This window comes from Streptomyces sp. NPDC051217 (assembly GCF_044455465.1).
Classification (GTDB): Bacteria; Actinomycetota; Actinomycetes; order Streptomycetales; family Streptomycetaceae; genus Streptomyces.
The window spans coordinates 445,372-467,775 of sequence record NZ_JBITEV010000004.1; the positions used below are offsets into that span (position 1 = coordinate 445,372).

Consider the following 22,404-nt stretch of genomic DNA (forward strand, 5'->3'; position numbering starts at 1 on the left):
AGAGCGTGACCGGGGCGTGGCCGACAGCCGCTGATCCTGGGGAGATACACCCCGAAAAAGGCGACGCCGAGCAGCCACGGGGGGAGCTGCCCGGCGTCGGTCCGTCGCTCCGACGGGGGATGCGGAGCGCCTACAAAGTATGTCACGGGTAACCGGCTCAAGTGCACCGGAACTTCATGATTGATCTGAGCTTTTCTTGAGCTTCGAGAGCGTTCGAGTCAACTCCGGCCGTGCGGGGGACCCGGGTGTTCGAAGTTCGTGGACCGCGCGCCGGATTCCGCTCCACCCGGCACGGTGGCGGGAGCGATCATCGGCCGGGCCGGCGGGGGCAGGTGGGTCGACGGCAGGGAACCGGCGTTCTCCCGGCCCCCGTTGGCGATCACCACGGCCACGTACGGCAGCAGGACGCCGAGCACGAGGCAGCCGATCGCCACATAACGCTCCACATTCCACAGAGCCACGGCCAGGATCACCGCGAGGGTGCGCACCAGCATGGAGATGACATAGCGCCGCTGTCTGCTGCGCACGTCCTCGTCGAGCCCCCGCCTCGCTCCCGTGATACGGAAAACCTCGGTGCTGCGCTGCTTCCGCATCACGGTCCACCATCCGATTCCCTCGCCGGCCGCTCCCAGTGCCGGACCCGCTCCACGGTACGCCCGCGGTGCGCCTCCTACGAGAGGGGGTACCGCCTGATGGCGTCGCACCCTGTCCCCGCACGATCACGTACGGCCCGGTACGCGTGTGGGCGTACCGGGCCGTATCGGTGTCTCAGTTGTCTCCGTTGTCTCCGGCTCAGGAGGCCGTTTCCGCCGTGACCTCGATCGCGGCGAGGTTCTTCTTGCCACGGCGCAGCACCAGCCAGCGCCCGTGCAGCAGCTCCCCGGCGTCCGGTACGGCTTCGGCGTCCGTGACCTTGGCGTTGTTCACGTAAGCCCCGCCCTCCTTCACCGTGCGACGCGCCGCCGACTTGCTCGGCGCCAGCCCCACCTCGGTCAGCAGGTCCACCATCGGCGCCAGCTCCGCCACCCGCGCGTGCGGCACCTCGGACAGGGCCGCCGCCAGCGTCGCCGCGTCCAGCCCGGTCAGCTCACCCTGGCCGAACAGCGCCTTCGACGCGGCGACCACACCGGCGCACTGCTCGGCGCCGTGGACGAGCGTCGTGAGCTCCTCGGCCAGCGCACGCTGCGCCGCCCGTGCCTGCGGACGCTCCTCGGTCAGCTTCTCCAGCTCCTCGATCTCCTCGCGCGTCTTGAAGCTGAAGATCCGCAGGAACTTGGAGACGTCCCGGTCGTCCGCGTTGAGCCAGAACTGGTAGAACGCGTACGGCGTCGTCCGCTCGGGGTCCAGCCAGACCGTGCCGGTCTCCGTCTTGCCGAACTTGGTGCCGTCGGCCTTCGTGATCAGCGGGGTCGCCAGGGCGTGCACCGACGCCGCGGGCTCGACCCGGTGGATCAGGTCGGTGCCCGCCGTGAGATTGCCCCACTGGTCACTGCCGCCGGTCTGGAGGGTGCAGCCGTAGCGCCGGTACAGCTCCAGGAAGTCCATGCCCTGGAGGATCTGGTAGCTGAACTCGGTGTAGCTGATCCCCGCGTCGGAGTTCAGCCGCCGCGCGACCGCCTCCTTCGCGATCATCTTGTTGACGCGGAAGTACTTCCCGACGTCGCGCAGGAAGCTGATCGCCGACAGACCCGACGTCCAGTCCAGGTTGTTGACCATGGTCGCCGCGTGCGGACCCTCGAAGTCCAGGTACCGCTCGATCTGCGCGCGCAGCCGCCCCACCCACTCGCCGACGACCTCGGGCTCGTTCAGCGTCCGCTCCGAGTTCGGCTTCGGGTCGCCGATCAGCCCCGTCGCCCCGCCGACCAGCCCCAGCGGACGGTTCCCCGCCAGCTGGATCCGGCGCATTGTGAGGATCTGGACCAGATTCCCCAGATGCAGGCTGGGCGCGGTCGGGTCGAAGCCGCAATAGAACGTGACGGGGCCGTCCGCGAACGCTTTGCGCAATGCGTCCTCGTCGGTGGACAGGGCGATCAGCCCACGCCACCGCAGCTCGTCGACGATATCCGTCACGTTTCTCAGCTCTCCTTCGGTGAGTCAGGTCGGCCCGGCGTCCACGACGCCGGAACCCCTTCGAGGTTATACGCCCTGGCTGACCGAACTCATATTGAAATCAGGCACCCGCAGCGCGGGCATCGCGGCCCGGGTGAAGTAGTCGCCCCACTCGCGCGGCAGCGTCTTCTCCGTCCGTCCCGCCTCCGACGCGCGCGACAGCAGGTCCACCGGCGACTCGTTGAAGCGGAAGTTGTTCACCTCGCCGACGACCTCACCGTTCTCGACGAGATAGACGCCGTCCCGGGTGAGCCCCGTCAGCAGCAGCGTCGCCGGATCGACCTCGCGGATGTACCACAGGCACGTCAGCAGCAGCCCGCGCGTGGTGCCGGCGACCATCTCCTCCAGCGAACGCTCACCGCCCCCGTCCAGGATCAGGTTGTCGACGGCCGGTGCGAGCGGCAGCCCGGTCAGCTCCGCGCTGTGCCGGGTGGTGACCAGCCGTTCCAGCCTGCCGTCCCGTACCCAGTCCGTCGCGGACAGCGGCAGACCGTTGTCGAACACCGACGAGTCGTCGCCCGACGCGTGCGCGATCACGAACGGCGCGGACTCCAGGCCCGGCTCGTTCGGATCGCTGCGCAGCGTCAGCGGCAGCTCGGCGAGGGTGTCGCCGACGCGGGTGCCGCCGCCGGGCTTCGAGAAGACCGTACGGCCCTCGGCCGCGTCCCGCGCGGAGGACGACCACAGCTGGTAGATCAGCAGATCGGCCACCGCGGTCGGCGGCAGCAGCGTCTCGTAACGGCCGGCGGGCAGATCGATACGGCGCTCCGCCCAGGCGAGACGCCGGGCCAGCTCGGCGTCGAGCGCCGCAGGATCCACATCCTTGAAGTCACGGGTCGACCGCCCCGCCCAGGCCGACCGCGATCGGTCGGGGGACTTGGCGTTCAGCTCCAGCGTGCCGTTGGGCTGGTCATGCCGGAGCCGTACACCCGTGGACGTACCGAGGTACGTCGACGTCAGCTCGTGGTTCGCGAAGCCGTACAGCTCCCGGCCACCGGCACGGGCGCGCGCGAAGGACTCACCGAGCGCCGGCGCGAAGTCCGCGAAGACCGCGGACGTCGTCTCGGCGGGCCCGTCGGTGAAGTCCTCCGACGCCGGACCGGCCTCGACGAGCGGCCGGGCGTCCTCGGCGGGGCCCGCACCACGGGCGGCCGCCTCGGCGGCGCGCACCAGCGGCTCCAACTCGTCGGCGGTGACGGCGGACCGCGATACCACACCGGAGGCGGTGCCCTCCTTGCCGTCGACGGTCGCGATGACGGTGAGCGTACGGCCCCGGGTCAGACCGTTCGTCGTCAGCGCGTTGCCCGCCCAGCGGAGGTTCGCCGTCGAGTGCTCGTCGGCGATGACCACGCAGCCGTCGGCGGTCGACAGTTCGAGGGCCCGCTCGACGATCTCGTGCGGCTTGCCACTGCTGCTCGTGCTCATCGTCCGGCCTCCTGCGTCGTGTTGAGGATGTTCACGCGGCGGAACAGGGCGGAGGGGCAGCCGTGGGAGACCGCCGCTACCTGGCCCGGCTGGGCCTTGCCGCAGTTGAAGGCGCCGCCGAGCACATACGTCTGCGGTCCGCCCACGGCCTCCATCGAGCCCCAGAAGTCCGTCGTCGTCGCCTGGTAGGCCACGTCCCGCAGCTGACCGGCGAGCTTGCCGTTCTCGATCCGGAAGAACCGCTGCCCGGTGAACTGGAAGTTGTAGCGCTGCATGTCGATCGACCACGAGCGGTCGCCGACCACATAGATCCCGCGCTCCACACCGCCGATCAGATCCTCCGTGGCGAGCCCGCCCGGATCCGGCTTCAGCGAGACGTTCGCCATGCGCTGCACCGGCACATGGCCCGGCGAGTCCCCGTACGCGCAGCCGTTGGAGCGGTCGAAGCCGGTGAGCTTCGCGATCCGCCGGTCCAGCTGGTAGCCGACGAGAGTGCCGTCCTTGACGAGGTCCCACGACTGGGCCTCGACCCCCTCGTCGTCGTACCCGATCGTCGCCAGACCGTGCTCGGCGGTCCGGTCACCCGTCACGTTCATGATCGACGAGCCGTACGCCAGCTTCCCCAGCTGATCGAAGGTCGCGAAGGACGTCCCGGCGTACGCCGCCTCGTACCCCAGCGCCCGGTCCAGCTCCGTCGCGTGCCCGATCGACTCGTGGATCGTCAGCCAGAGGTTCGACGGGTCGACGACCAGGTCGTACGCCCCCGCCTCGACACTCGGCGCGCGCATCTTCTCGGCGAGCAGCGCCGGGATCCGCTCCAACTCGGAGTCCCAGTCCCAGCCGGTGCCCGTCAGATACTCCCAACCCCGCCCGACCGGCGGGGCGATCGTGCGCATCGAGTCGAACTCACCGGTCTCACCGTCCACCGCGACCGCCGAGAGCTGCGGGTGCAGCCTGACGCGCTGCTGCGTGGTGACGGTGCCCGCCGTGTCCGCGTAGAACTTGTTCTCGTGGACGGTCAGCAGCGAGGCGTCCACATGCGCGACACCCTCCGCGCGCAGCAGCCGCGCGCTCCACTCCGCCAGAAGTCCACTCTTGTCCTCGTCGGGTACCTCGAAAGGGTCGATGTCGTACGCCGACACCCAGGTCTTCTCCGCGTGCACCGGCTCGTCGGCCAGCTCCACACGCTCGTCCGAACCCGCCGCCGCGATGACCTTCGCCGACAGCTTCGCCATCGCCACGGCCTGTCCCGCGACCCTGGCCGCGGCGTCCATCGTCAGGTCGACCCCCGAGGCGAACCCCCAGGCGCCGCCGTGCACGACACGTACCGCGTAGCCGACATCGGTGGAGTCCGACGACCCGGCGGGCCTGGCGTCCCGCAGGCGCCAGTCCGCGCTCCGTACCCGCTCGAACCGGAAGTCGGCATGATCGGCGCCGAGCGCACGCGCTCTGGCGAGGGCCGCGTCGGCGAGCGCCCTCAGCGGCAGTGCCAGAAACGACTGATCGACCTCATGGGGCACGTCGGCCTCCCTTTCACACGCCTCGGTAAAGGTGTCCGCAGTGAATCATGCGGTACGGAGCGGGGTTTCGCCGCGTTTATGTAGGGACCCCACAGTGACCGTACCGAGGCGCTGTCCATGCCCGAGTCCACGGACCGGCGGCTCGGGCGATAGGTTTTCCAGGTACCAGACAGCTACGAAAGGTGCTCCGTTGAGCCGCTCGGTTCTCGTCACCGGAGGAAACCGGGGCATCGGTCTTGCCATCGCCCTGGCTTTCGTCGGCAACGGCGACAAGGTCGCCATCACTTACCGCTCGGGCGAACCGCCCAAGGCCCTGACGGAGTCGGGCTGCCTGGCCGTCCGCTGTGACATCACCGATTCCGAGCAGGTGGAGCAGGCCTACAAGGAGATCGAGGAGACGCACGGTCCCGTGGAGGTGCTGGTCGCCAACGCCGGCGTCACCAAGGACCAGTTGCTGATGCGGATGTCGGAGGAGGACTTCACCTCCGTCCTCGACACCAACCTCACGGGCACCTTCCGCGTGGTCAAGCGCGCCAACCGTGCGATGCTGCGCGCCAAGCGCGGCCGCGTCGTTCTCATCTCGTCCGTGGTCGGGCTGCTCGGCTCGGCCGGCCAGGCGAACTACGCGGCCTCCAAGGCCGGCCTTGTCGGCTTCGCCCGCTCGCTCGCCCGTGAACTCGGCTCGCGCAACATCACGTTCAACGTCGTGGCGCCCGGTTTCGTCGACACCGACATGACCAAGGTGCTCACCGACGAGCAGCGCAAGAACATCGTCTCCAACGTCCCCCTCGGCCGTTACGCACAGCCCGAGGAGATCGCGGCCGCGGTCCGCTTCCTCGCCTCGGACGACGCCGCGTACATCACTGGAGCCGTCATTCCCGTTGACGGCGGATTGGGCATGGGTCACTGATCACATGAGTGGAATCCTCGCCGGCAAGCGCATTCTCGTCACAGGCGTCCTCACCGACGCCTCCATCGCCTTCCACGCGGCCAAGGTCGCGCAGGAGGAAGGCGCGGACGTCATCCTCACCGGCTACGGGCGCCTCTCGCTCGTCGAGCGCATCGCCAAGCGGCTGCCCAAGCCCGCCCCCGTCATCGAGGTGGACGTCACCAACCAGGAGCACCTGGACTCCCTCGCCGACCGGATCCGGGAGCACCAGGGCGAGGGCGCGAGCCTCGACGGTGTCGTGCACTCGATCGCCTTCGGCCCGCAGGGAGTCTTCAACTTCCTGGAGGCGGAGTGGGAGGACGTCGGCACGGCGGTGCATGTCTCGGCGTACTCGCTCAAGTCGCTGACCATGGCCTGCCTTCCGCTGATGGAGCGCGGCGGCTCGGTCGTCGGGCTCACCTTCGACGCTCAGTTCGCCTGGCCCAAGTACGACTGGATGGGCATCGCCAAGGCGGCACTCGAATCCACCAACCGCTATCTCGCACGTGACCTGGGCGCCAAGAACATCCGCTGCAACCTGGTCTCGGCCGGCCCCCTCAGGTCGATGGCCGCCAAGTCCATCCCGGGCTTCGAGGAGCTGGCGGACGTGTGGAACCACCGCGCGCCGATCGGCTGGGACCTGTCCGACCCGGACCCGGCCGGCCGTGGTGTCGTCGGACTGCTGTCGGACTTCTTCCCGAAGACGACGGGCGAGATCCTGCACGTCGACGGCGGCGTCCACATGATGGGTGCCTGACCGAAGGTTCACGACCGGCAGGACTGCCACGACCAGCTGGACAGCCCGACCACGAAACCGCGTGACCGCCCCACGGCGGCACGCGGTTTCGTGCGTCGCGCAGCGTCACTCATCACTGTCCGTGTCCGTACGAGTCGAGAAGAGCGACAACTCCCCGCACACTGGTCGGGGAGGAGGTGTCGCTGTGTACCGGAAAGCACGCAAGGCGGCTGCCTCACTGACGGTGGCGGTGCTGATCGTGGCGGGCCTCGCCGTCACCGCCGTCGTACGGGACGAGTCGCCGCCCCCGGCGGCCAAGACCTTGGCGGCGGACGTGCTGGGTGTCGACCGCGTCGCGGTGGACGCGGACAGTGACGAAGCCCGTGACGACCGCGACAAGGACCGCGAGCGCGAACCGTTCGGGGCCTCCTGCCGTACGGCGGCCGAGGGCTCCCTGGTGACCGCGTTCTGCCACAACCCGTACCCGGAGACCGACCGGGTCCAGCTGCACATCGAGTGCGCGCGCTGGTGGGACATCGACTCCGACAGCGCGCCCGCCGAGGCCCGTGCCGCCGGCTACGTCCGGCTCACCGGGCGCTGCTGGAAGGAGATCGAATCGGCTTGGGTCAGCCATGAGCGCGTCGTGCCCTGACGAGGGCTCTCGGCCGCCCTCAGGCCGTCTCGCGCAGACAGCTGAAGGCGTGGCTCGCCGCCTCCGCCCCCGCCGTCTCCGCGTCCCCCGCCCTGATGGCCTCCACCAGCCGTGAGTGGTCCAGATGGAACGCCGGGCGCAGCTCACGGCCCACATCGGCGCGCAGCCCGTCGCGCAGCAGATCGCTCAGATCCGCGTAGAGCGCGGTGAGCACCTCGTTGTGCGAGGCCGAGACCACCGCCAGGTGCAGGGTCGCGTCCGCGGCCACGAACAGATCGGCGTCCCCGCCGGTCCACGCCTCCTCGCGGTGCGCCAGCAACGTGTCCAGCTGCCGCATGTCCCGCTCCGTACGGCGCTCGGCCGCCAGCCGGGCCGCCGAGGCTTCGAGGGTGGAGCGCACCTCCGCGATGTGCCGGGCGTCGGCGCCGGCGAACCTGCGGTGCATCACACCGGCCAGCTCACTCGTGGCGACGACGTAGGTGCCCGAGCCCTGCCGGATGTCCAGGAGCCCGTTGTGCGCCAGCGCGCGGACCGCCTCGCGGACGGTGTTACGGGCCACGCCCAGCTGCTCGACCAGCTCGGGCTCGGTGGGGATGCGTGAGCCGACCGGCCATTCGCCCGACGTGATCTGGTTCCGCAGCTCGGTGATCACCTGATCGGAGAGCGCGGATCGCCGGGGAGAGGTCAGGGCCATGGTGCTCCAAGTTCTCGGTGCCGAGGGGCGGCGTGAGTTTCGCCGGGGGACGACGTGGGTTCTACGGACCGGACGAGCCGGACGCCGGGTGAGTGACGTCAGGCGATTGGACAACCAATCATCCCATGATTCTATGATGGCTTCATGCTGGACGAGACTACGACCCCGCTCCCGCTCCGGGAGGCCGCCGCGCCCCTGCCCGCCGATTCTCCCGCGTCCTCACCCCGGAAGACCGTGTGGCTGACCCGGCTTCTCGTCGTCGGGCTCGTCCTCGCGGCCGTCAATCTCCGCCCCGCCATCACCAGCCTCGGCGCGCTCCTCGAAGACGTACGCGTCGGACTCCATATGAGCGGCAGCGTCGCCGGCGTCCTCACCTCCGTCCCGGCGCTCTGTTTCGCCGTCTTCGGCGTCACGGCCCCGCGCCTGGCCCGCCGGTTCGGGCCCGCCACGGTGGTCTGCGCGGGCCTGGTGGCCATCACGGCCGGTCTGCTGATCCGCCCTTTCACCAGCGGGACGGCCGCCTTCCTCGCGGCGAGCGCGCTCGCGCTGATGGGCATAGCCGTCGGCAACGTGCTGATGCCGGTGATCGTGAAGCGGTACTTCCCCGACCGGGTCGGCACCATGACCGGGCTCTACTCGATGGCGCTGTCCGCCGGCACGGCCGTGGCGGCGGCCGCGACCGTCCCCATGACCTCGGCGCTGGGCGGCAGTTGGCGCCTCGGCCTGGGTCTGTGGGCGGTGGTCGCCGCCGTCGCCGTACTGCCGTGGGCGGCGCTTCTCGTACGCGACCGGAAGGTCGCGGGGCGGCGGCCCGAGCCCGAACAGGCGTCGGCGTCGGCGTCGGCAGTGGCGCGGGCGGCGGGGCCGAGGATCGCCCGCAGCCGTACCGCCTGGGCGCTCGGCTGCTTCTTCGGCCTCCAGGCCACCGGCGCGTACATCACCATGGGCTGGATGCCGCAGATCTTCCGTGACGCGGGGGTCTCGGCCGGTACGGCGGGGCTGCTGCTCGCCGTCACCATGGTCATGGGCGTCCCTCTGGCCTTCGTGATCCCCCGGCTGGCCACCCGGATGAAAAACCAGGGTCCGATCGTCGTCGCCCTGGGAGCCTGCGGTCTGACCGGCTACACGGGGCTCTTCCTCGCGCCCGCCGCCGGGGCCTGGGTGTGGGCGGTACTGCTGGGCGTCTCCAACTGCGCCTTCCCGCTGGCACTCACGATGATCGGCATGCGCGCGAGGACCGGCGCCGGGGTCGTACGGCTGTCCGCCTTCGCGCAGAGCACCGGCTATCTGATCTCCATCCCGGGTCCGCTGCTGGTGGGCGTGCTGTACCAGCACAGCGGCGGGTGGGGGCTGCCGATCACGCTGATGGCCGGGCTCATGGTGCCGCAGATCATTCTGGGGGTCGTCGCGGGCCGGGACCGGACGATCGAGGACGAATGCTGAGATGAGAAACTGGGCGCATGCCAGTCCTTGATCCGAATCCCCAGAACGGCCAGAAGAAACTGCTGATGATGTTCGGCACGATTATCGGCATCATGGTCGTGATCGCCGTCATCGCCTCGATCGCCTCCCCGTGACGCCCCTCCCGGCGAGTGAGCCGAAGGGCGCGCCGCTGTCGAAAGGGAGAGCGCGCGCAGGTCCGTGAGGAACGAGCGGACCGAGCACGGTCGACCGTCGACAGCGGCTCAAAGCCCCCGGAGGCGAACCGGACCCTTGAAAAGAAGGGGGACGGTGGGGCTGGCCCCACCCTCCCCTAGGGGGTCAGGGTCAGGGTCGAGTAGGTGGGTCTCCGGATGGGAGCGGGGGCCGCTGATCCGTAGCTTTGAGGTACTTCAACCGCTGACCTACGGAGGCGGCCATGCCGGCCCCTACGCACACCCGGTCCCACCACTCGCCCCCCGACAGCGTCGACATCCGTCTGCCCTGGTGGGCGGTAGTGCTCCCGGCCCTCGCGTTCGCCGCGCTCCTGCTGCTGATGGCCGGTCCCGTCCCGGCCGGCGCCGCCGCGAGCGAGCCCGGTGTCGGCGGCGTGGTGATCCAGATCCAGCAGACGCTCGCCCGGTAGTGCCGTCGTTGTCACGCTCACCCCTGTCGGGCGGCCCCTCCAACACCCCGCGCCTGACGGCGCATTTCGTGCGAAGCTGGGATGCATGAGCGTCGAAACACCCCGCAGGATTGTCCTACTCCGGCACGCGAAGGCCGACTGGCCCGACGTGGCCGACCACGAGAGGCCGCTCGCAGAGCGAGGCCGCGCGGACGCCCCGGTGGCCGGCCGCCGGATTGCGGAGACCGGCATCGCCTTCGACCTGGCCCTCTGCTCGACCGCGGCCCGTACGCGCGAGACCTGGAAGCTGGCGGTGCACGAGTTGCCGTCGCGGCCCAGGACCGTCTACGAGGACCGGTTGTACGACGCCACGCTCGGCGACCTCCTGGCGCTGGTCACCGAGACGCCGGACGAGGTGAAGGACCTCCTTCTGATCGGCCACAACCCCGGTGTGCACGCCCTCGCCGACGCCCTCTCGGCGCGCGCCGAGGGCGACGCCCTGGGCCGGCTGACCGCGAGCGCGTTCCCGACCTCGGCGTTCGCCGTGATCGAGATCACCGGCTCGTGGAAGACCGTGGAGCCCGACGTGGGGACGCTGCTCGAATACTGGGCCCCGCACGACTGACCGCGCGCGTCCCCCACCCTCCCCGACCGCCCCAACTCCCTTACGACAGAGCCCCGGCACGGTGTGCGTGCCGGGGCTCTTCCGTCTCTCGTACAGGTCCGGCGGGGCCCCGCCTCAGAGCGACGGGCCCGCCTGCGCCGTCCCCTCCGTGTCCCCTCCCGCCTCCGCGGCCTCCACCTCTTCGACCTCTTCGCGCGTGATGCCCAACAGATAGAGCACGGTGTCGAGGAAGGGCACGTTCACCGCCGTGTGCGCGGCCCTGCGGACCACGGGCTTGGCGTTGAACGCGACCCCGAGCCCCGCCGCGTTCAGCATGTCGAGGTCGTTGGCGCCGTCGCCGATCGCCACGGTCTGCGACAGCGGCACCCCGGCCTCGGCGGCGAACCGGCGCAGCAGCCTGGCCTTGCCCGCCCGGTCGACGATCTCGCCCACGACCCGCCCGGTGAGCTTCCCGTCCACTATCTCCAGCGTGTTCGCCGAGGCGAAGTCCAGCCCGAGCTGATCCTTCAGCCCGTCGGTCACCTGGGTGAACCCGCCTGACACGACGCCCACTTGATAGCCGAGCCGCTTGAGCGTACGGATGAGGGTGCGGGCGCCGGGCGTGAGCCGTACCTCCGCGCGTACCTTCTCCACCACCGACGCGTCGAGTCCGGCCAGCAGCGCCACGCGCGCGTGCAGCGACTGCTCGAAGTCCAGCTCACCGGCCATCGCCCTGGCCGTCACCTCGGCGACCTGCTCCTCGCAGCCCGCGTGCGCGGCGAAGAGTTCGATGACCTCGTCCTGGATGAGGGTCGAGTCGACGTCCATGACGACCAGCCGCTGCGCCCGGTGGTGCAGTCCGGCCGAGACGACGGCGATGTCCACCCCGATCTCGGCGGCCTCCGTCGCCAGCGCGGTGCGCAGCGGTTCGGTCGCCGTGCCGGACACGGCGAACTCCACCGCCGTGACCGGGTACTTGGCCAGCCGGAAGATACGGTCGATGTTCCCGCCGGTCGAGGTGATGCGGGCGGCGATGGCCGCCGTCGACTCGGCGGACAGCGGATGCCCGAGCACGGTGACATGGGAACGGCCGCTGCCGCGCGGCCTGTTGTCGCCGGTCCCGGAGATGATCTCCGCCTGGAGCTTCAGGGAGTCGGCCCAGCTGTGGACGGTCGCGCGCAGCTCGCCCTCCGTGCTGCCGCCGGCCTCGGGCGAGGTGACGAGCGCGCACAGGACGATACGGCCACGGGTGACGACCTGCTCGATGTCTATGACGTCGAGCGAGTAGGCGGCGAGGGTGTCGAAGAGGCCGGCGGTGATCCCCGGTCGGTCCTTCCCGAAGATCTTGACGAGAAGCGTGGGGGCTGCGTCAGTGGTCTGACGGGGCTGCGATGCGCTCATGGTGTTCCCACCGTATCGGGCGGGACGGGTGGTGCGACCCGGTGTTCCGCGTGCCGGACAGCCCTCTCCGAACCCTCCGCCGGCATACGTCCAGACCCGCGTCCCGCTTGTGGGGTTTGAGCGTGTTCACTTACGTTTCGCCGCGCCACGAACGGGATTTTGCGCTCTTTCGTGAGGCCCGACTTTCGTATAAGGGGCCGGGCCTGAAATAGTTCCCCACGATGTTCGCCATCCCTAGACTCCCCGCGAGGGGGGTAACCCGGGGGACAACCAGTGGGGCATGGAGTGCCGGAACTCGTACTTGAAATGAACGGAAGGACCTGGGCGCTCGATCAGTCCAGGTCGTACAGCCTGGGGCGTGATCCGCAGGGCGACTTGGTGATCGATGACGCGCGCGTCTCGTGGCGTCACGCCACCATCAGCTGGGGGGGCCGTAGTTGGGTAATTGAGGACCACGGCAGCACCAACGGCACTTATGTGCGGGGCCAGCGGATCCACCAGATGGAAATCGGTCCTGGTACCGCTGTGCATCTCGGCAATGCGACCGACGGACCGCTGCTGAATCTCAACGGTGCGGCAGCGCCCCAGGCGCCGCAGGTGCAGCACGCGCCCGCGCAGCCGCAACAGCAGCCGCAGCCGCAGGGTGGCCCCGGCTGGGCCCCTCAGCAACAGCAGCCTCCTCAGCAGCAGGGTTGGCCGCAGCAACAGCAGCAGCCTGGCTACGTACCGTCGCAGCACGGAGGGCCGGGGGGCCCCGGTGCCGGCGGTCCCGGATCCGGTGGCGCGGCGGGGGCCCCACCGGTGTACGGGGACCGCAGCCCGACCACCTTCCACCAGATGGCCCTCGGCCGGGTGATGCGCATCGGCCGTGCGCTGGAGAACGAGCTGGTCGTCTCCGACCTCCAGGTCTCGCGTCTGCACGCCGAGTTCACGTCGACGCCCGACGGCCGTTTCCAGATCCGCGACCTCGGATCCCACAACGGCACGTACGTCAACGGTCAGCCGATCCCGAAGTCCGGTACGGCGCTCCTCGGCCCGAACGACATCGTCGGCGTCGGTCACTCGACCTTCCGCCTCGTCGGCGACCGGCTGGAAGAGTTCGTCGACACCGGTGAGGTCTCGTTCTCCGCCCGCCACCTCACGGTGACGGTCGACGGCGGCAAGCAGATCCTCAAGGACGTCTCCTTCGGCGTCCCCGAGAAGTCGCTGATCGCGGTTATCGGCCCCTCGGGCTCCGGAAAGTCCACGCTCCTCAAGGCGCTCACCGGCTACCGGCCCGCCAACGAGGGCGACGTCCTGTACGACAACAGGAATCTGTACAAGCAATTCGCCGAGCTGCGCCAGCGCATCGGTCTGGTCCCGCAGGACGACATCCTGCACAAGGAGCTGACCGTACGGAAGGCACTCAAGTACGCCGCCAAGCTCCGGTTCCCCGGTGACACCGCCGAGTCCGAGCGTGAGGCCCGTATCGGCGAGGTGCTGCGCGAGCTCAAGCTCGACATCCACAAGGAGAAGCGGGTCACCTCGCTCTCCGGCGGCCAGCGCAAGCGTGTCTCCGTGGCGCTCGAACTGCTGACCAAGCCGTCGCTGATCTTCCTGGACGAGCCGACCTCCGGCCTCGACCCGGGCATGGACCGCGACGTCATGCAGCTCCTGCGCGGCCTCGCCGACGACGGCCGTACCGTTCTCGTCGTCACCCACTCCGTGGCCGAGCTGGCGATCTGCGACAAGCTGCTCGTCATGGCGCCCGGCGGCTCTGTCGCGTACTTCGGACCGCCGCAGGAAGCGCTCAACTTCTTCGGCTACACCACCTGGGCCGATGTCTTCTCGGCGTTCGAGAACTACCGCGACTACGACTGGGCGGGCCGCTGGCGCGGTTCGCAGCACTATCAGATGTACGCCGCCGACATCGACGCCGTCGCCGCGCAGTCCGTCCATATGCCCTCGCCGCAGCAGATGCGCCCGCCGAAGCCGCAGAGCTGGGGCTCCCAGCTCTGGACGCTGATCCGCCGCTACTCCTCGGTGATCGCCTCCGACCGGGGCTTCCTCGGTCTGATGGTGATATTGCCCGCCGTCCTCGGCGTGGTGAGCGTCGTGATCCCGGCGGAGTTCGGTCTCGGCCCGCCCGACCCGCCGTCCAGGTTCAACGGCAAGGCCGGAACGATCCTGCTGATCCTCGCGGTCGGCATGTGCTTCTCGGGTGCGGCCAACTCGGTACGTGAGCTGATCAAGGAACGGGTGATCTACGAACGGGAACGGGCCACCGGTCTGTCCCGCTCCGCGTATCTGATGTCCAAGGTCATCGTGCTCGGCGTGATCACGGCCTTCCAGGGCGTCATCATCTGTGGCATCGGTTTCGCGCCGCGCGCGCTGCCCGACGAGGGTCTGATCATGCCGCCGGCCGTCGAGATGTGCGTCATGATCATCGCGCTGGGCTTCACCTCGATGATGTTCGGCCTGGTGATCTCCTCGCTGGTGAAGACCGCCGAGAAGACCATGCCGCTGCTGGTCATGTTCGCGATCGTCCAGGTCGTCTTCACCGGCACGCTCTTCCAGGTCTACGGTTCGCCCGGCCTGGAGCAGTTCGCCTGGCTGATGCCCTCGCGCTGGGCGATCGCCGGCACCGGCTCGACCCTCGATCTGGCGCATCTGATGCCGCCGTGGGACCCGAAGAGCCCCAACGACCTGGACCCGCTCTGGGACCACTCGATCGGGCAGTGGGGCTTCAACCTCTCGGTCCTGCTGTTCATCGGCATCCTGTGCGGATTCGTGGTGGCGCGGTTGCTGCGCCGCCACGAGCCGGAGGTCATGCGCAAGTAACGCGGAACACGCACGCCGCCGGTGGGCGGCACCCCTTCGCGGGGTGCCGCCCACCGGCGTCTGTGCGTGTCGCGCGTGCCACGCGTCTGTGCGTGGTGCGTGGTGCGTGGTCTGGCCTTGTCGTGCGGTGTCTCAGTAGGCGCTGTCGACGTTGTCGATCGAGCCGTACCGGTCGGCGGCGTAGTTGGCCGCGGCCACGATGTTGGCGACCGGGTGGTACTGGCTGTCCGGCGTGCCCTTGACGTGGTAGGTGTCGAAGGTCGGCTTGATCACCTGGAGCAGGCCGATCGACGGGACGCCGTTCTTCGCGTTGATGTCCCAGTTGTTGATCGCCTTCGGGTCGCCGCTGGACTCACGCATGATGTTGCGGTGCAGACCCTCGTACGTGCCGGGGATCTTCTCCTTCTTCATGATGGACAGGGCTTCCTTGATCCATCCGTTCAGGTTGTTGGCGTAGGCGGGCTTGCGGTCGGCGGAGCGGTTGGCCTTCTCCTTCGTGGCCGCGCGCTTCTTCGCCTTCGCGGCTGCCTCTTCCTTGGCGTCGGCCTTGGCCTTCGCCTTGGCCTTCGACTCGGCCGAGTCCTGCTTCGCGTGAATCTCCGCGATGCGGTCGGCCATGCTGTGCTGCTTGGCCAGGCTCTTCTGGATGGCGGCGGCCTGCGTGCCGCCCGTGGTCGAGTTGAACGCCACCGGGGCGGTGGACGTGGACGCGGCCACGGCCTTGCCCGAGCCCTCGGCGGATGCGTTGCCCGGGATCAAGGAGAAGGTGAGGGCCGCGGCGGCGACGGCTGTCACGCCGGCGATCGAGAGCTTGTGGCTCTTGTTCAGTCGGTTGCCAGGGGTGCTGGACGCGGTCATACGACATACCTCTTCGAATAGCGGGGCGTCGCGGAGGCCGGTTAGCCAGATGCCTGAACGGCGGCGACGGCTGCAATTCTTAGCGGCAGCAAAACTCTGTGGCAAAGGTGTGACGTACGACCCGTGATAGTTGAAAGGGGTGTAAATGAGACACCCCGCTACCCACTCATGGCATCTCTACACCCATCGAAATGTCCACTACGTACCTTCGTAAGTGATCTGCGTCCTATGTGCGGCGTCACATCGGGGAAGGTCCGACTTCACCAGAGGTTGCTGGCGCAACTCGGAGAGTGAGCGTTCTCATCCGGCAGTACGAGGTGGACGTCGCCGAACTCGTGCCAGAGGTAGAGATGCCGTACAGCCTCGGTATAACCGGCCTCCAGCGCCTCGCGGCCGGCGATCGCCTCCAGCATCAGCAGATGCGAGGCCTCCGGCTCGTGCAGCCCGGTCAGCAGCCCGTCGACGACGCGCACCCCGCGCCGCGGCGTGATGACCAGATCCGTCCAGCCCGAGGCCGCCCGGACGCCCCCGCGGGGACCGGCCGCCGACTCCAGCGCCCGTACGGCCGTCGTCCCGACCGCGACGATCCGCCCGCCGCCCGCCACGGCCGCGTTCACCAGCCGGGCCGTCGTCGCCGGCACCTCGAAGCGCTCCGGGTACGGCGGCTCGTACGCCTCCGCCGACGCCACCCCCGTGTCCAGCCTGATCGGCGCGAACTGCACGCCCCGGCTCACCAGCTCCGCCACCAGCCGCGCGGTGAAGGGCCGGCCGGCACTCGGCATCTCCGCCGAGCCCGTGCCGTCGGGGGAGGGGAGCGCGAAGACCGTCTGGTACGCCGAGAGCGGCTGGTCCCGCTCCGTGTACCCGTAGCGGATCGGACGGCCGTGCCGGCCCAGCAGCCCCGGCACGCCCCCGCCGTCGACCCGCGCCCACCACAGCCGCGTGCCCGCCGGGTCCAGCGGCTCCTCCAGTACGAGGTGCCCGCCGCCCGGCAGCCGTACGACCGCCCCGGCCGGACCCCCCGCACGCGCCTGCGTCGCCCCCTTGCGCCCGCCCCGGCCCGGCGCCCCCAGTGCCCCCGGCGTCCGCAGCTCCACCGCCCACCGGCCGTCGTCCCCCCGCGTGGAGAAGTGAACGACCAGCCGCTCCGCCCCGAGCCGCCCGTCGACGGCCGCCGGCAGTGTCCGCGAGGTGTTCACCACCAGCACGTCCCCGGCCCGCAGCTGCCCCGGCAGCTCCCCGAAGACGTGGTGCGACACCACCGTGCCCCGGGACACCAGCAGCCGTACGTCGTCCCGCCCCGAGCCGCGCTGTTCGGCCGGCACCCGCGCGGAGAGCGCGTCCGGCACCCGAAGCCCCTCCAGCCCCTTCGGGCCGCCCGGCCCCTCCAGGCCCGTCCGCCGCACGGTCGCCCCGGTCATGAGGCCACCCCCAGCAGCGAGGTGGCCGAGTAGCGCCCGCTCGTCGGCCGCTGCCGGAGCAGCCGCAGGAAGCCCGGCACCACGGACCGCGGATCCGGCCGTGGGTCACCGTCGTCCGGCACGGCCGCCGCGTACAGATCGGTCTGCATGTCGCCCGGATCGACCGTCCACACCCGCAGCTCCGGCTCCTCCACGGCGAGCACGGCGGCCAGGTGGTCGAGCGCGGCCTTGGACGCCCCGTACCCGCCCCAGGTCTCGTACGCCTCCGCAGCCGCGTCCGAGCTGACGGCGATCACCGTGCCCGCGCCGCCGGCCCGCAGCAGCGGCAGGGACTCCTGTACGAGCCCGAGCGCCGCCACCACATTCGTCTCCAGCGCGGCGCGCAGCCCGTCGAGCGCCAGCGTGTCCAGCCGTACGAGGGGCTCCGCGCCCAGCGCGCTGGCATTGCTCACCAGCAGATCGAGCCCGCCGAGCGCTGCCGCCGCCGCGACCAGCTCCGCGCGGTGGACGGGATCGATCACATCCCCGGGGACCGCCGTCACGCGCGTCCCGTGGGCCCGGATCTCCCGGGCCGCCTTCTCCAGCGCGCCCGGCGTCCTGGCGTCCAGCACCAGATCCCACCCGTCCTCGGCGAGCGCCCCGCCGAGTGCGCGCCCCAGTCCCTTGGAAGCCCCCGTGATGATCGCTACCGACATGGCGTCCGCTCCTTCTCGCCTCGCGTCGGCCCCGGACGTCGCCGAGAGCCGTTGTCCTCAACATAGAAAGGACAAGCGACCCGCCGCCTCGGGCGCGGGTCCCGCCCCCCGGAGGCACTTCGGCCTAGGGCGTGCGTGCCGGGCGTCGCGGGCCGGACGGGACTTTCACCACACGACCTAGGTCGTGTCCGAAAAGTCCCGCCCGACCCGCGACGCCTGCGACGAGTGGGGCGACTTCGGCGCGTACGCCGACTGGGAGCACGGCACCTCGCCGCCTTGTCTCCAGGCGGCCAAGTACGTCCAGTACGAGCACGATCCCCCGCCCCGCGGCGCACCGCACCAGCCGCCGCGGGCCCCGCCCTGCGGGCGGACGGCGCTACTTCGCGGACACGACCTAGTCCGCAAGCCCTCGTCCACTGCGTCCGAGGTCCGATCCGGCCGGTCCCGGCCGCCGGTACCGTGAGGCCATGAGCCATCGACCGAGCTCCGGGCTCGCGGCCGTGAGCACCGCACTTCTCGCGATGAGCAGGCATCTGGAGGTGCGGGACGTCCTCAAGACGATCGTCGCCTCCGCCCGTGAACTGCTCGACGCGGAGTACGCCGCGCTCGGAGTGCCCGACGACCACGGCGGCTTCGCCCAGTTCGTGGTCGACGGAGTCAGCGACGCGCAGTGGAAGGCCATCGGCCCGCTCCCGCGCCAGCACGGCATTCTCGCGGCGATGCTGCACGACGCGCGGCCCGAGCGGCTCGCCGATGTGAAGGAGGACCCCCGCTTCGAGGGCTGGCCCTCCGCCCACCCCGACATGTCCGACTTCCTCGGCCTGCCCATCCGCGACGGCGACGAGACGATCGGCACGCTCTTCCTCGCCAACAAGCGCTGCCCCAAGCCGGCCGGCGGCTGCGGATTCACCGAGGAGGACGAGGAGCTTCTCGGCATCCTCGCCCAGCACGCGGCGATCGCCCTCACCAACGCCAGGCTGTACGAGCGCAGCCGGGAGCTGACCATCGCCGAGGAGCGCTCACGGCTCGCCCACGAGCTCCACGACGCCGTCAGCCAGAAACTCTTCTCCCTGCGCCTGACCGCCCAGGCCGTCTCCAGCCTCATCGACCGTGACCCGGCACGGGCCAAGGGCGAACTGCAGCAGGTCGCCGACCTCGCCGCCGAGGCCGCCGACGAGCTGCGGGCCGCGGTCGTCGAGCTCCGCCCCGCCGCCCTGGACGAGGACGGCCTCGTCCACACCCTGCGCACCCAGATCCAGGTCCTCGACCGCGCGCACTCCGCGCACGTCACCTTCGACAGCTGCGGCATACGGGCCCTGCCCGCCTCCCAGGAGGAGGCGATGCTGCGCGTGGCCCAGGAAGCGCTCCACAACGCGCTGCGCCACTCCGGCGCCGAGCGGGTCGACGTGACCATCGCCCGCCGGGGCCAGGGCGCGGTGCTCAGCATCACCGACAACGGCAAGGGCTTCGAACCGAGGACGGTCCGCAGGGCCGGCCGCCACCTCGGGCTCGTCTCGATGCGGGACAGGTCGAGCGGTGTCGGCGGCAGGCTGACGGTGCAATCGGCGCCCGGACAGGGCACCACGATCGAGATGGAAGTTCCCGGTGGCTGACGACAAGAGAATCCGTGTACTGCTGGTGGACGACCACCAGGTGGTCCGCCGCGGACTGCGCACCTTCCTGGAGATCCAGGACGACATAGAGGTCGTCGGTGAGGCGTCCGACGGCGACGAGGGCGTGGCCGGCGCGGAGGAGCTGCGCCCGGACGTCGTCCTGATGGACATCAAGATGCCGGGCACGGACGGTATCGAGGCGCTGCGCAAGCTCCGAGAGCTCGCCAACCCGGCCAAGGTGCTGATCGTGACGAGCTTCACCGAGCAGCGCACGGTGGTGCCCGCGCTGCGGGCCGGGGCCGCGGGCTACGTGTACAAGGACGTCGACCCGGAGGCGCTGGCCGGCGCCATCCGTTCCGTACACGCCGGTCATGTCCTGCTCCAGCCGGAGGTGGCGGGCGCCCTGCTGGCCCAGGACGACCCCGGGTCCGGACACGGCAGGGGGTCCTCGCTCACCGACCGGGAGCGCGAGGTGCTCACCCTGATCGCGGACGGCCGCTCCAACCGGGAGATCGCCCGCGCGCTCGTCCTCTCGGAGAAGACCGTCAAGACCCATGTCTCGAACATCCTGATGAAGCTGGATCTCGCGGACCGCACGCAGGCGGCGCTGTGGGCCGTACGGCACGGCATCACCGGCTGATCCGGAACGTCGTATTCCGATCTGAGATTCATACCGTCGTGTGTATGTCCCCCACACGGCGTATCCCCGGAGGCGTCCGGGCGTTCTCCATGGCGTGCCGCGGAGAACCGCCGCGGCCCTTGCGATGGAGGATCCTGAAAATGAACAACCTTAAGAAGGCCGCTGCCCTCACCATGATCGCCGGTGGCCTCGTCGCCGCGGGCTCCGGCGCCGCCTTCGCCACCGGCGGCCCCCACGCCCAGGCCGACGGCAAGGCCGTGCACTCCCCGGGCGTCGGCTCCGGCAACCTCGTTCAGGTCCCGGTGCAGATCCCCGTGAACGCGGTCGGCAACACGGTCAACGTGATCGGCGTCCTCAACCCGGCGTTCGGCAACGGCGGCTTCAACGTCTGATCCGCGCCGGCGCCACCGCCTGCCAGGCACCGCGGCCCCGGTGCCCGTCCACCGCGACGGGCACCGGGGCCGTTCCGTTGCTCACACTCACGACCGCGCTCAGCGCGGCCCGCGCTCCATCTCCTCCACATACGCGTTGTACGCGGCGACCTGCGCCCGCCTCGACACCCGCTCCACCGGCCGCAGCAAGTCACCACGCGCCGCCATCTCCGACGCGCTCACCGCCCCGCCGTGCCCGTGCTCCCGCGCCAGCGCCACGAGCAGCCCCACCCGCTGCGCCAGCTCCAGCACCCGTACGGCGCGCGGCGGATAGCCCGGAGCCAGCACCTCCCGGCCCCGCTCCGACCGCGCCCGGTACGCGTCCAGCGCCGCCTCGGCCACCGGCCCCGACGCCGCGACATCCAGCTGCGACAACGCGGCCGTCGCGTCCCGCAGCGCCTCGGCCAGCTCCCGCTCCGCCTCCCCGAGCGACGGCACGTCCGCGGGCGGCGCCTCGCGCACCGGCAGACAGTGCCAGACCACCTCGACATGAAGGTCGCCCTCGGGCCCCACCGCGGACACCTCGGGCACCAGCCCGTACGGCGCCCCCGAGGCGATCACCGCCTCCTCGGCCTCCAGCGCGCGGGCGTTGAACTCCGGCGGCCCGCTCAGCCCCAGCGGATGACCCGGCGCCGGGAGCGCCACCCGGTACCCGCTCACCCCCAGCGCGCGCAGCCGCCCGAGCGCCAGCGTCAGCCCGACCGGTCCCGCCTCGCCCGGCATCCCGGCCACCCGGTGCACCGCGTCCGGCCCGACGATCGCGAGAGCCGCGTCGTCCGGCGATACGAAACCGGCAAGGAGGGCATTTCCCCAGGCCGCCAACAGTCCTGAGCGTGGTTCGGAAAGCATGGCCCCAGCCTAGGGAACGGACCTAAGGAGTTGACCGCCGGACCGGTGGCGTAGGTTTTCCCTGTGGAGCTGCGCCCACAGGCGCATGCCAGATCTCAAGACTGCATGGGGAGACAACGCGCTCATGAGCGATGTACTGGAGCTGGTGGACGTATCCGTGGTCCGCGACGGACGCGCTCTGGTGGACGATGTCTCCTGGTCCGTCAAGGAAGGCGAACGCTGGGTGATTCTGGGCCCCAACGGCGCCGGCAAGACGACCCTCCTCAACCTCGCGTCCAGCTACCTCTTCCCCTCCACCGGCAAGGTCAAGATCCTCGGCGACAAGCTCGGCAAGGTCGACGTCTTCGAGCTCCGCCCCCGCATCGGCATCGCCGGCGTCGCCATGGCCGAGAAACTGCCCAAGCGCCAGACCGTGCTCCAGACCGTCCTCACCGCCGCGTACGGCATGACCGCCACCTGGCACGAGAACTACGACGACGTCGACGAACAGCGCGCCCGCGCCTTTCTCGACCGGCTCGGCATGACCGAGTACCTCGACCGCAGGTTCGGCACCCTCTCCGAGGGCGAGCGCAAGCGCACCCTGATCGCCCGCGCCATGATGACCGACCCCGAACTGCTCCTCCTCGACGAGCCCGCCGCCGGTCTCGACCTCGGCGGCCGGGAGGATCTCGTACGCCGCCTCGGCCGGCTCGCCAGGGACCCGTACGCCCCCTCCATGATCATGGTCACCCACCATGTCGAGGAGATCGCCCCCGGCTTCACCCACGTCCTCATGATCCGCCAGGGCAAGGTCCTCGCCGCCGGCCCCATGGAGACCGAGCTGACCTCCCGTAACCTCTCCCTCTGCTTCGGCCTCCCCCTCGTCGTGGAGCAGGCCGACGACCGCTGGTCCGCACGCGGTCTCCCGCTGCGCTGATCCCCCGTCGATCCGACGCCGATCTCACGGCCGTCTCATGGCCGCCGG

The 22,404-nt window shown here is 70.3% G+C and carries 22 protein-coding genes; 12 read left to right on the forward strand and 10 right to left on the reverse strand.

All coding sequences use genetic code 11. From position 1 onward, the window contains the following. Window positions 1-218 precede the first annotated feature (218 nt). The 4 genes from ACIBBB_RS13280 to ACIBBB_RS13295 form a co-directional block, all read right to left on the reverse strand. Window positions 219-593: a DUF3099 domain-containing protein gene (locus ACIBBB_RS13280; protein WP_398981233.1), complete on the reverse strand. Its 375-nt coding sequence runs from the start codon at window positions 591-593 to the stop codon at window positions 219-221. Window positions 594-792: 199 nt separating this feature from the next. Continuing rightward, window positions 793-2,070 (reverse strand): tyrosine--tRNA ligase, encoded by a 1,278-nt coding sequence (gene tyrS / locus ACIBBB_RS13285; protein ID WP_398981236.1) that lies wholly within the window; start codon window positions 2,068-2,070, stop codon window positions 793-795. 66 nt (window positions 2,071-2,136) lie between these two features. Then, entirely contained in the window at window positions 2,137-3,534 is a 1,398-nt protein-coding gene (locus tag ACIBBB_RS13290) for a metallopeptidase TldD-related protein (protein ID WP_398981238.1), read from the reverse strand. Continuing rightward, complete coding sequence (locus ACIBBB_RS13295) at window positions 3,531-5,054, reverse strand: TldD/PmbA family protein (protein ID WP_398981240.1); 1,524 nt, start codon at window positions 5,052-5,054, stop codon at window positions 3,531-3,533. Before ACIBBB_RS13295 ends, ACIBBB_RS13290 begins: the two co-directional genes overlap by 4 nt. 190 nt (window positions 5,055-5,244) lie before the next feature. Here ACIBBB_RS13295 and fabG point away from each other — a divergent pair, with 190 nt between their 5' ends. From fabG to ACIBBB_RS13310, 3 genes are all read left to right on the forward strand, one after another. Beyond that, a complete protein-coding gene (gene fabG, locus ACIBBB_RS13300) occupies window positions 5,245-5,964 on the forward strand; it encodes a 3-oxoacyl-[acyl-carrier-protein] reductase (RefSeq protein ID WP_398981242.1) in 720 nt (239 codons plus the stop codon). Between the two features lie 4 nt (window positions 5,965-5,968). Next, a complete protein-coding gene (fabI, locus tag ACIBBB_RS13305) occupies window positions 5,969-6,739 on the forward strand; it encodes an enoyl-ACP reductase FabI (protein WP_398981244.1) in 771 nt (256 codons plus the stop codon). 184 nt (window positions 6,740-6,923) lie between these two features. After that, a complete protein-coding gene (locus ACIBBB_RS13310) occupies window positions 6,924-7,370 on the forward strand; it encodes a hypothetical protein (protein WP_398981246.1) in 447 nt (148 codons plus the stop codon). 19 nt (window positions 7,371-7,389) lie between these two features. On the opposite strand, the gene ACIBBB_RS13315 is transcribed toward ACIBBB_RS13310, so the two are convergent. Further along, window positions 7,390-8,064 (reverse strand): FadR/GntR family transcriptional regulator, encoded by a 675-nt coding sequence (locus ACIBBB_RS13315; protein WP_398981248.1) that lies wholly within the window; start codon window positions 8,062-8,064, stop codon window positions 7,390-7,392. Window positions 8,065-8,208: 144 nt separating this feature from the next. Between ACIBBB_RS13315 and ACIBBB_RS13320 the strand changes: the two genes are divergently transcribed. From ACIBBB_RS13320 to ACIBBB_RS13335, 4 genes are all read left to right on the forward strand, one after another. Then, entirely contained in the window at window positions 8,209-9,507 is a 1,299-nt protein-coding gene (locus ACIBBB_RS13320; protein WP_398981250.1) for a CynX/NimT family MFS transporter, read from the forward strand. A gap of 17 nt (window positions 9,508-9,524) precedes the next feature. Continuing rightward, window positions 9,525-9,641: an SGM_5486 family transporter-associated protein gene (locus tag ACIBBB_RS13325; RefSeq protein ID WP_268240593.1), complete on the forward strand. Its 117-nt coding sequence runs from the start codon at window positions 9,525-9,527 to the stop codon at window positions 9,639-9,641. Window positions 9,642-9,922: 281 nt separating this feature from the next. Next, window positions 9,923-10,129, forward strand: a complete 207-nt coding sequence (locus ACIBBB_RS13330; protein ID WP_398981252.1) for a hypothetical protein — start codon at window positions 9,923-9,925, stop codon at window positions 10,127-10,129. 85 nt (window positions 10,130-10,214) lie between these two features. Further along, entirely contained in the window at window positions 10,215-10,733 is a 519-nt protein-coding gene (locus tag ACIBBB_RS13335; protein ID WP_398981255.1) for a SixA phosphatase family protein, read from the forward strand. A gap of 114 nt (window positions 10,734-10,847) precedes the next feature. Here ACIBBB_RS13335 and serB read toward each other — a convergent pair whose 3' ends face one another. Then, on the reverse strand, window positions 10,848-12,113 hold the full coding sequence (gene serB / locus ACIBBB_RS13340; RefSeq protein WP_398981257.1) for a phosphoserine phosphatase SerB: 1,266 nt from the start codon (window positions 12,111-12,113) through the stop codon (window positions 10,848-10,850). A gap of 306 nt (window positions 12,114-12,419) precedes the next feature. Here serB and ACIBBB_RS13345 point away from each other — a divergent pair, with 306 nt between their 5' ends. Further along, window positions 12,420-14,933 carry an FHA domain-containing protein gene (locus ACIBBB_RS13345; RefSeq protein WP_398981259.1) on the forward strand — a complete coding sequence of 838 codons (2,514 nt, stop codon included), beginning with the start codon at window positions 12,420-12,422 and terminating at the stop codon, window positions 14,931-14,933. 132 nt (window positions 14,934-15,065) lie between these two features. Here ACIBBB_RS13345 and ACIBBB_RS13350 read toward each other — a convergent pair whose 3' ends face one another. The 3 genes from ACIBBB_RS13350 to ACIBBB_RS13360 form a co-directional block, all read right to left on the reverse strand. After that, window positions 15,066-15,791, reverse strand: a complete 726-nt coding sequence (locus tag ACIBBB_RS13350; protein WP_398981262.1) for a transglycosylase SLT domain-containing protein — start codon at window positions 15,789-15,791, stop codon at window positions 15,066-15,068. A 260-nt stretch (window positions 15,792-16,051) separates the two neighbouring features. Then, the gene (locus tag ACIBBB_RS13355; RefSeq protein WP_398981264.1) at window positions 16,052-17,212 is read right to left on the reverse strand and encodes an S-adenosylmethionine:tRNA ribosyltransferase-isomerase; all 1,161 of its coding nucleotides are present in this window, start codon (window positions 17,210-17,212) and stop codon (window positions 16,052-16,054) included. Beyond that, entirely contained in the window at window positions 17,209-17,907 is a 699-nt protein-coding gene (locus tag ACIBBB_RS13360) for an SDR family NAD(P)-dependent oxidoreductase (protein ID WP_398981266.1), read from the reverse strand. The genes ACIBBB_RS13355 and ACIBBB_RS13360 overlap by 4 nt, the downstream gene beginning before the upstream one ends. 467 nt (window positions 17,908-18,374) lie before the next feature. On the opposite strand from ACIBBB_RS13360, the gene ACIBBB_RS13365 reads away from it, so the two are divergent. The 3 genes from ACIBBB_RS13365 to ACIBBB_RS13375 all read left to right on the forward strand — a co-directional run bounded on the left by ACIBBB_RS13365 (window position 18,375) and on the right by ACIBBB_RS13375 (window position 20,552). Then, on the forward strand, window positions 18,375-19,520 hold the full coding sequence (locus ACIBBB_RS13365; protein WP_398981268.1) for a GAF domain-containing sensor histidine kinase: 1,146 nt from the start codon (window positions 18,375-18,377) through the stop codon (window positions 19,518-19,520). Then, entirely contained in the window at window positions 19,513-20,160 is a 648-nt protein-coding gene (locus ACIBBB_RS13370; protein WP_398981270.1) for a response regulator, read from the forward strand. The genes ACIBBB_RS13365 and ACIBBB_RS13370 overlap by 8 nt, the downstream gene beginning before the upstream one ends. Window positions 20,161-20,300: 140 nt before the next feature. Continuing rightward, a complete protein-coding gene (locus ACIBBB_RS13375) occupies window positions 20,301-20,552 on the forward strand; it encodes a chaplin (protein ID WP_398981272.1) in 252 nt (83 codons plus the stop codon). A 99-nt stretch (window positions 20,553-20,651) separates the two neighbouring features. Here ACIBBB_RS13375 and ACIBBB_RS13380 read toward each other — a convergent pair whose 3' ends face one another. Continuing rightward, window positions 20,652-21,440, reverse strand: a complete 789-nt coding sequence (locus ACIBBB_RS13380; protein ID WP_398981274.1) for a hypothetical protein — start codon at window positions 21,438-21,440, stop codon at window positions 20,652-20,654. A 124-nt stretch (window positions 21,441-21,564) separates the two neighbouring features. Between ACIBBB_RS13380 and ACIBBB_RS13385 the strand changes: the two genes are divergently transcribed. After that, window positions 21,565-22,356 (forward strand): ABC transporter ATP-binding protein, encoded by a 792-nt coding sequence (locus ACIBBB_RS13385; protein ID WP_398981276.1) that lies wholly within the window; start codon window positions 21,565-21,567, stop codon window positions 22,354-22,356. Window positions 22,357-22,404 lie beyond the last annotated feature (48 nt).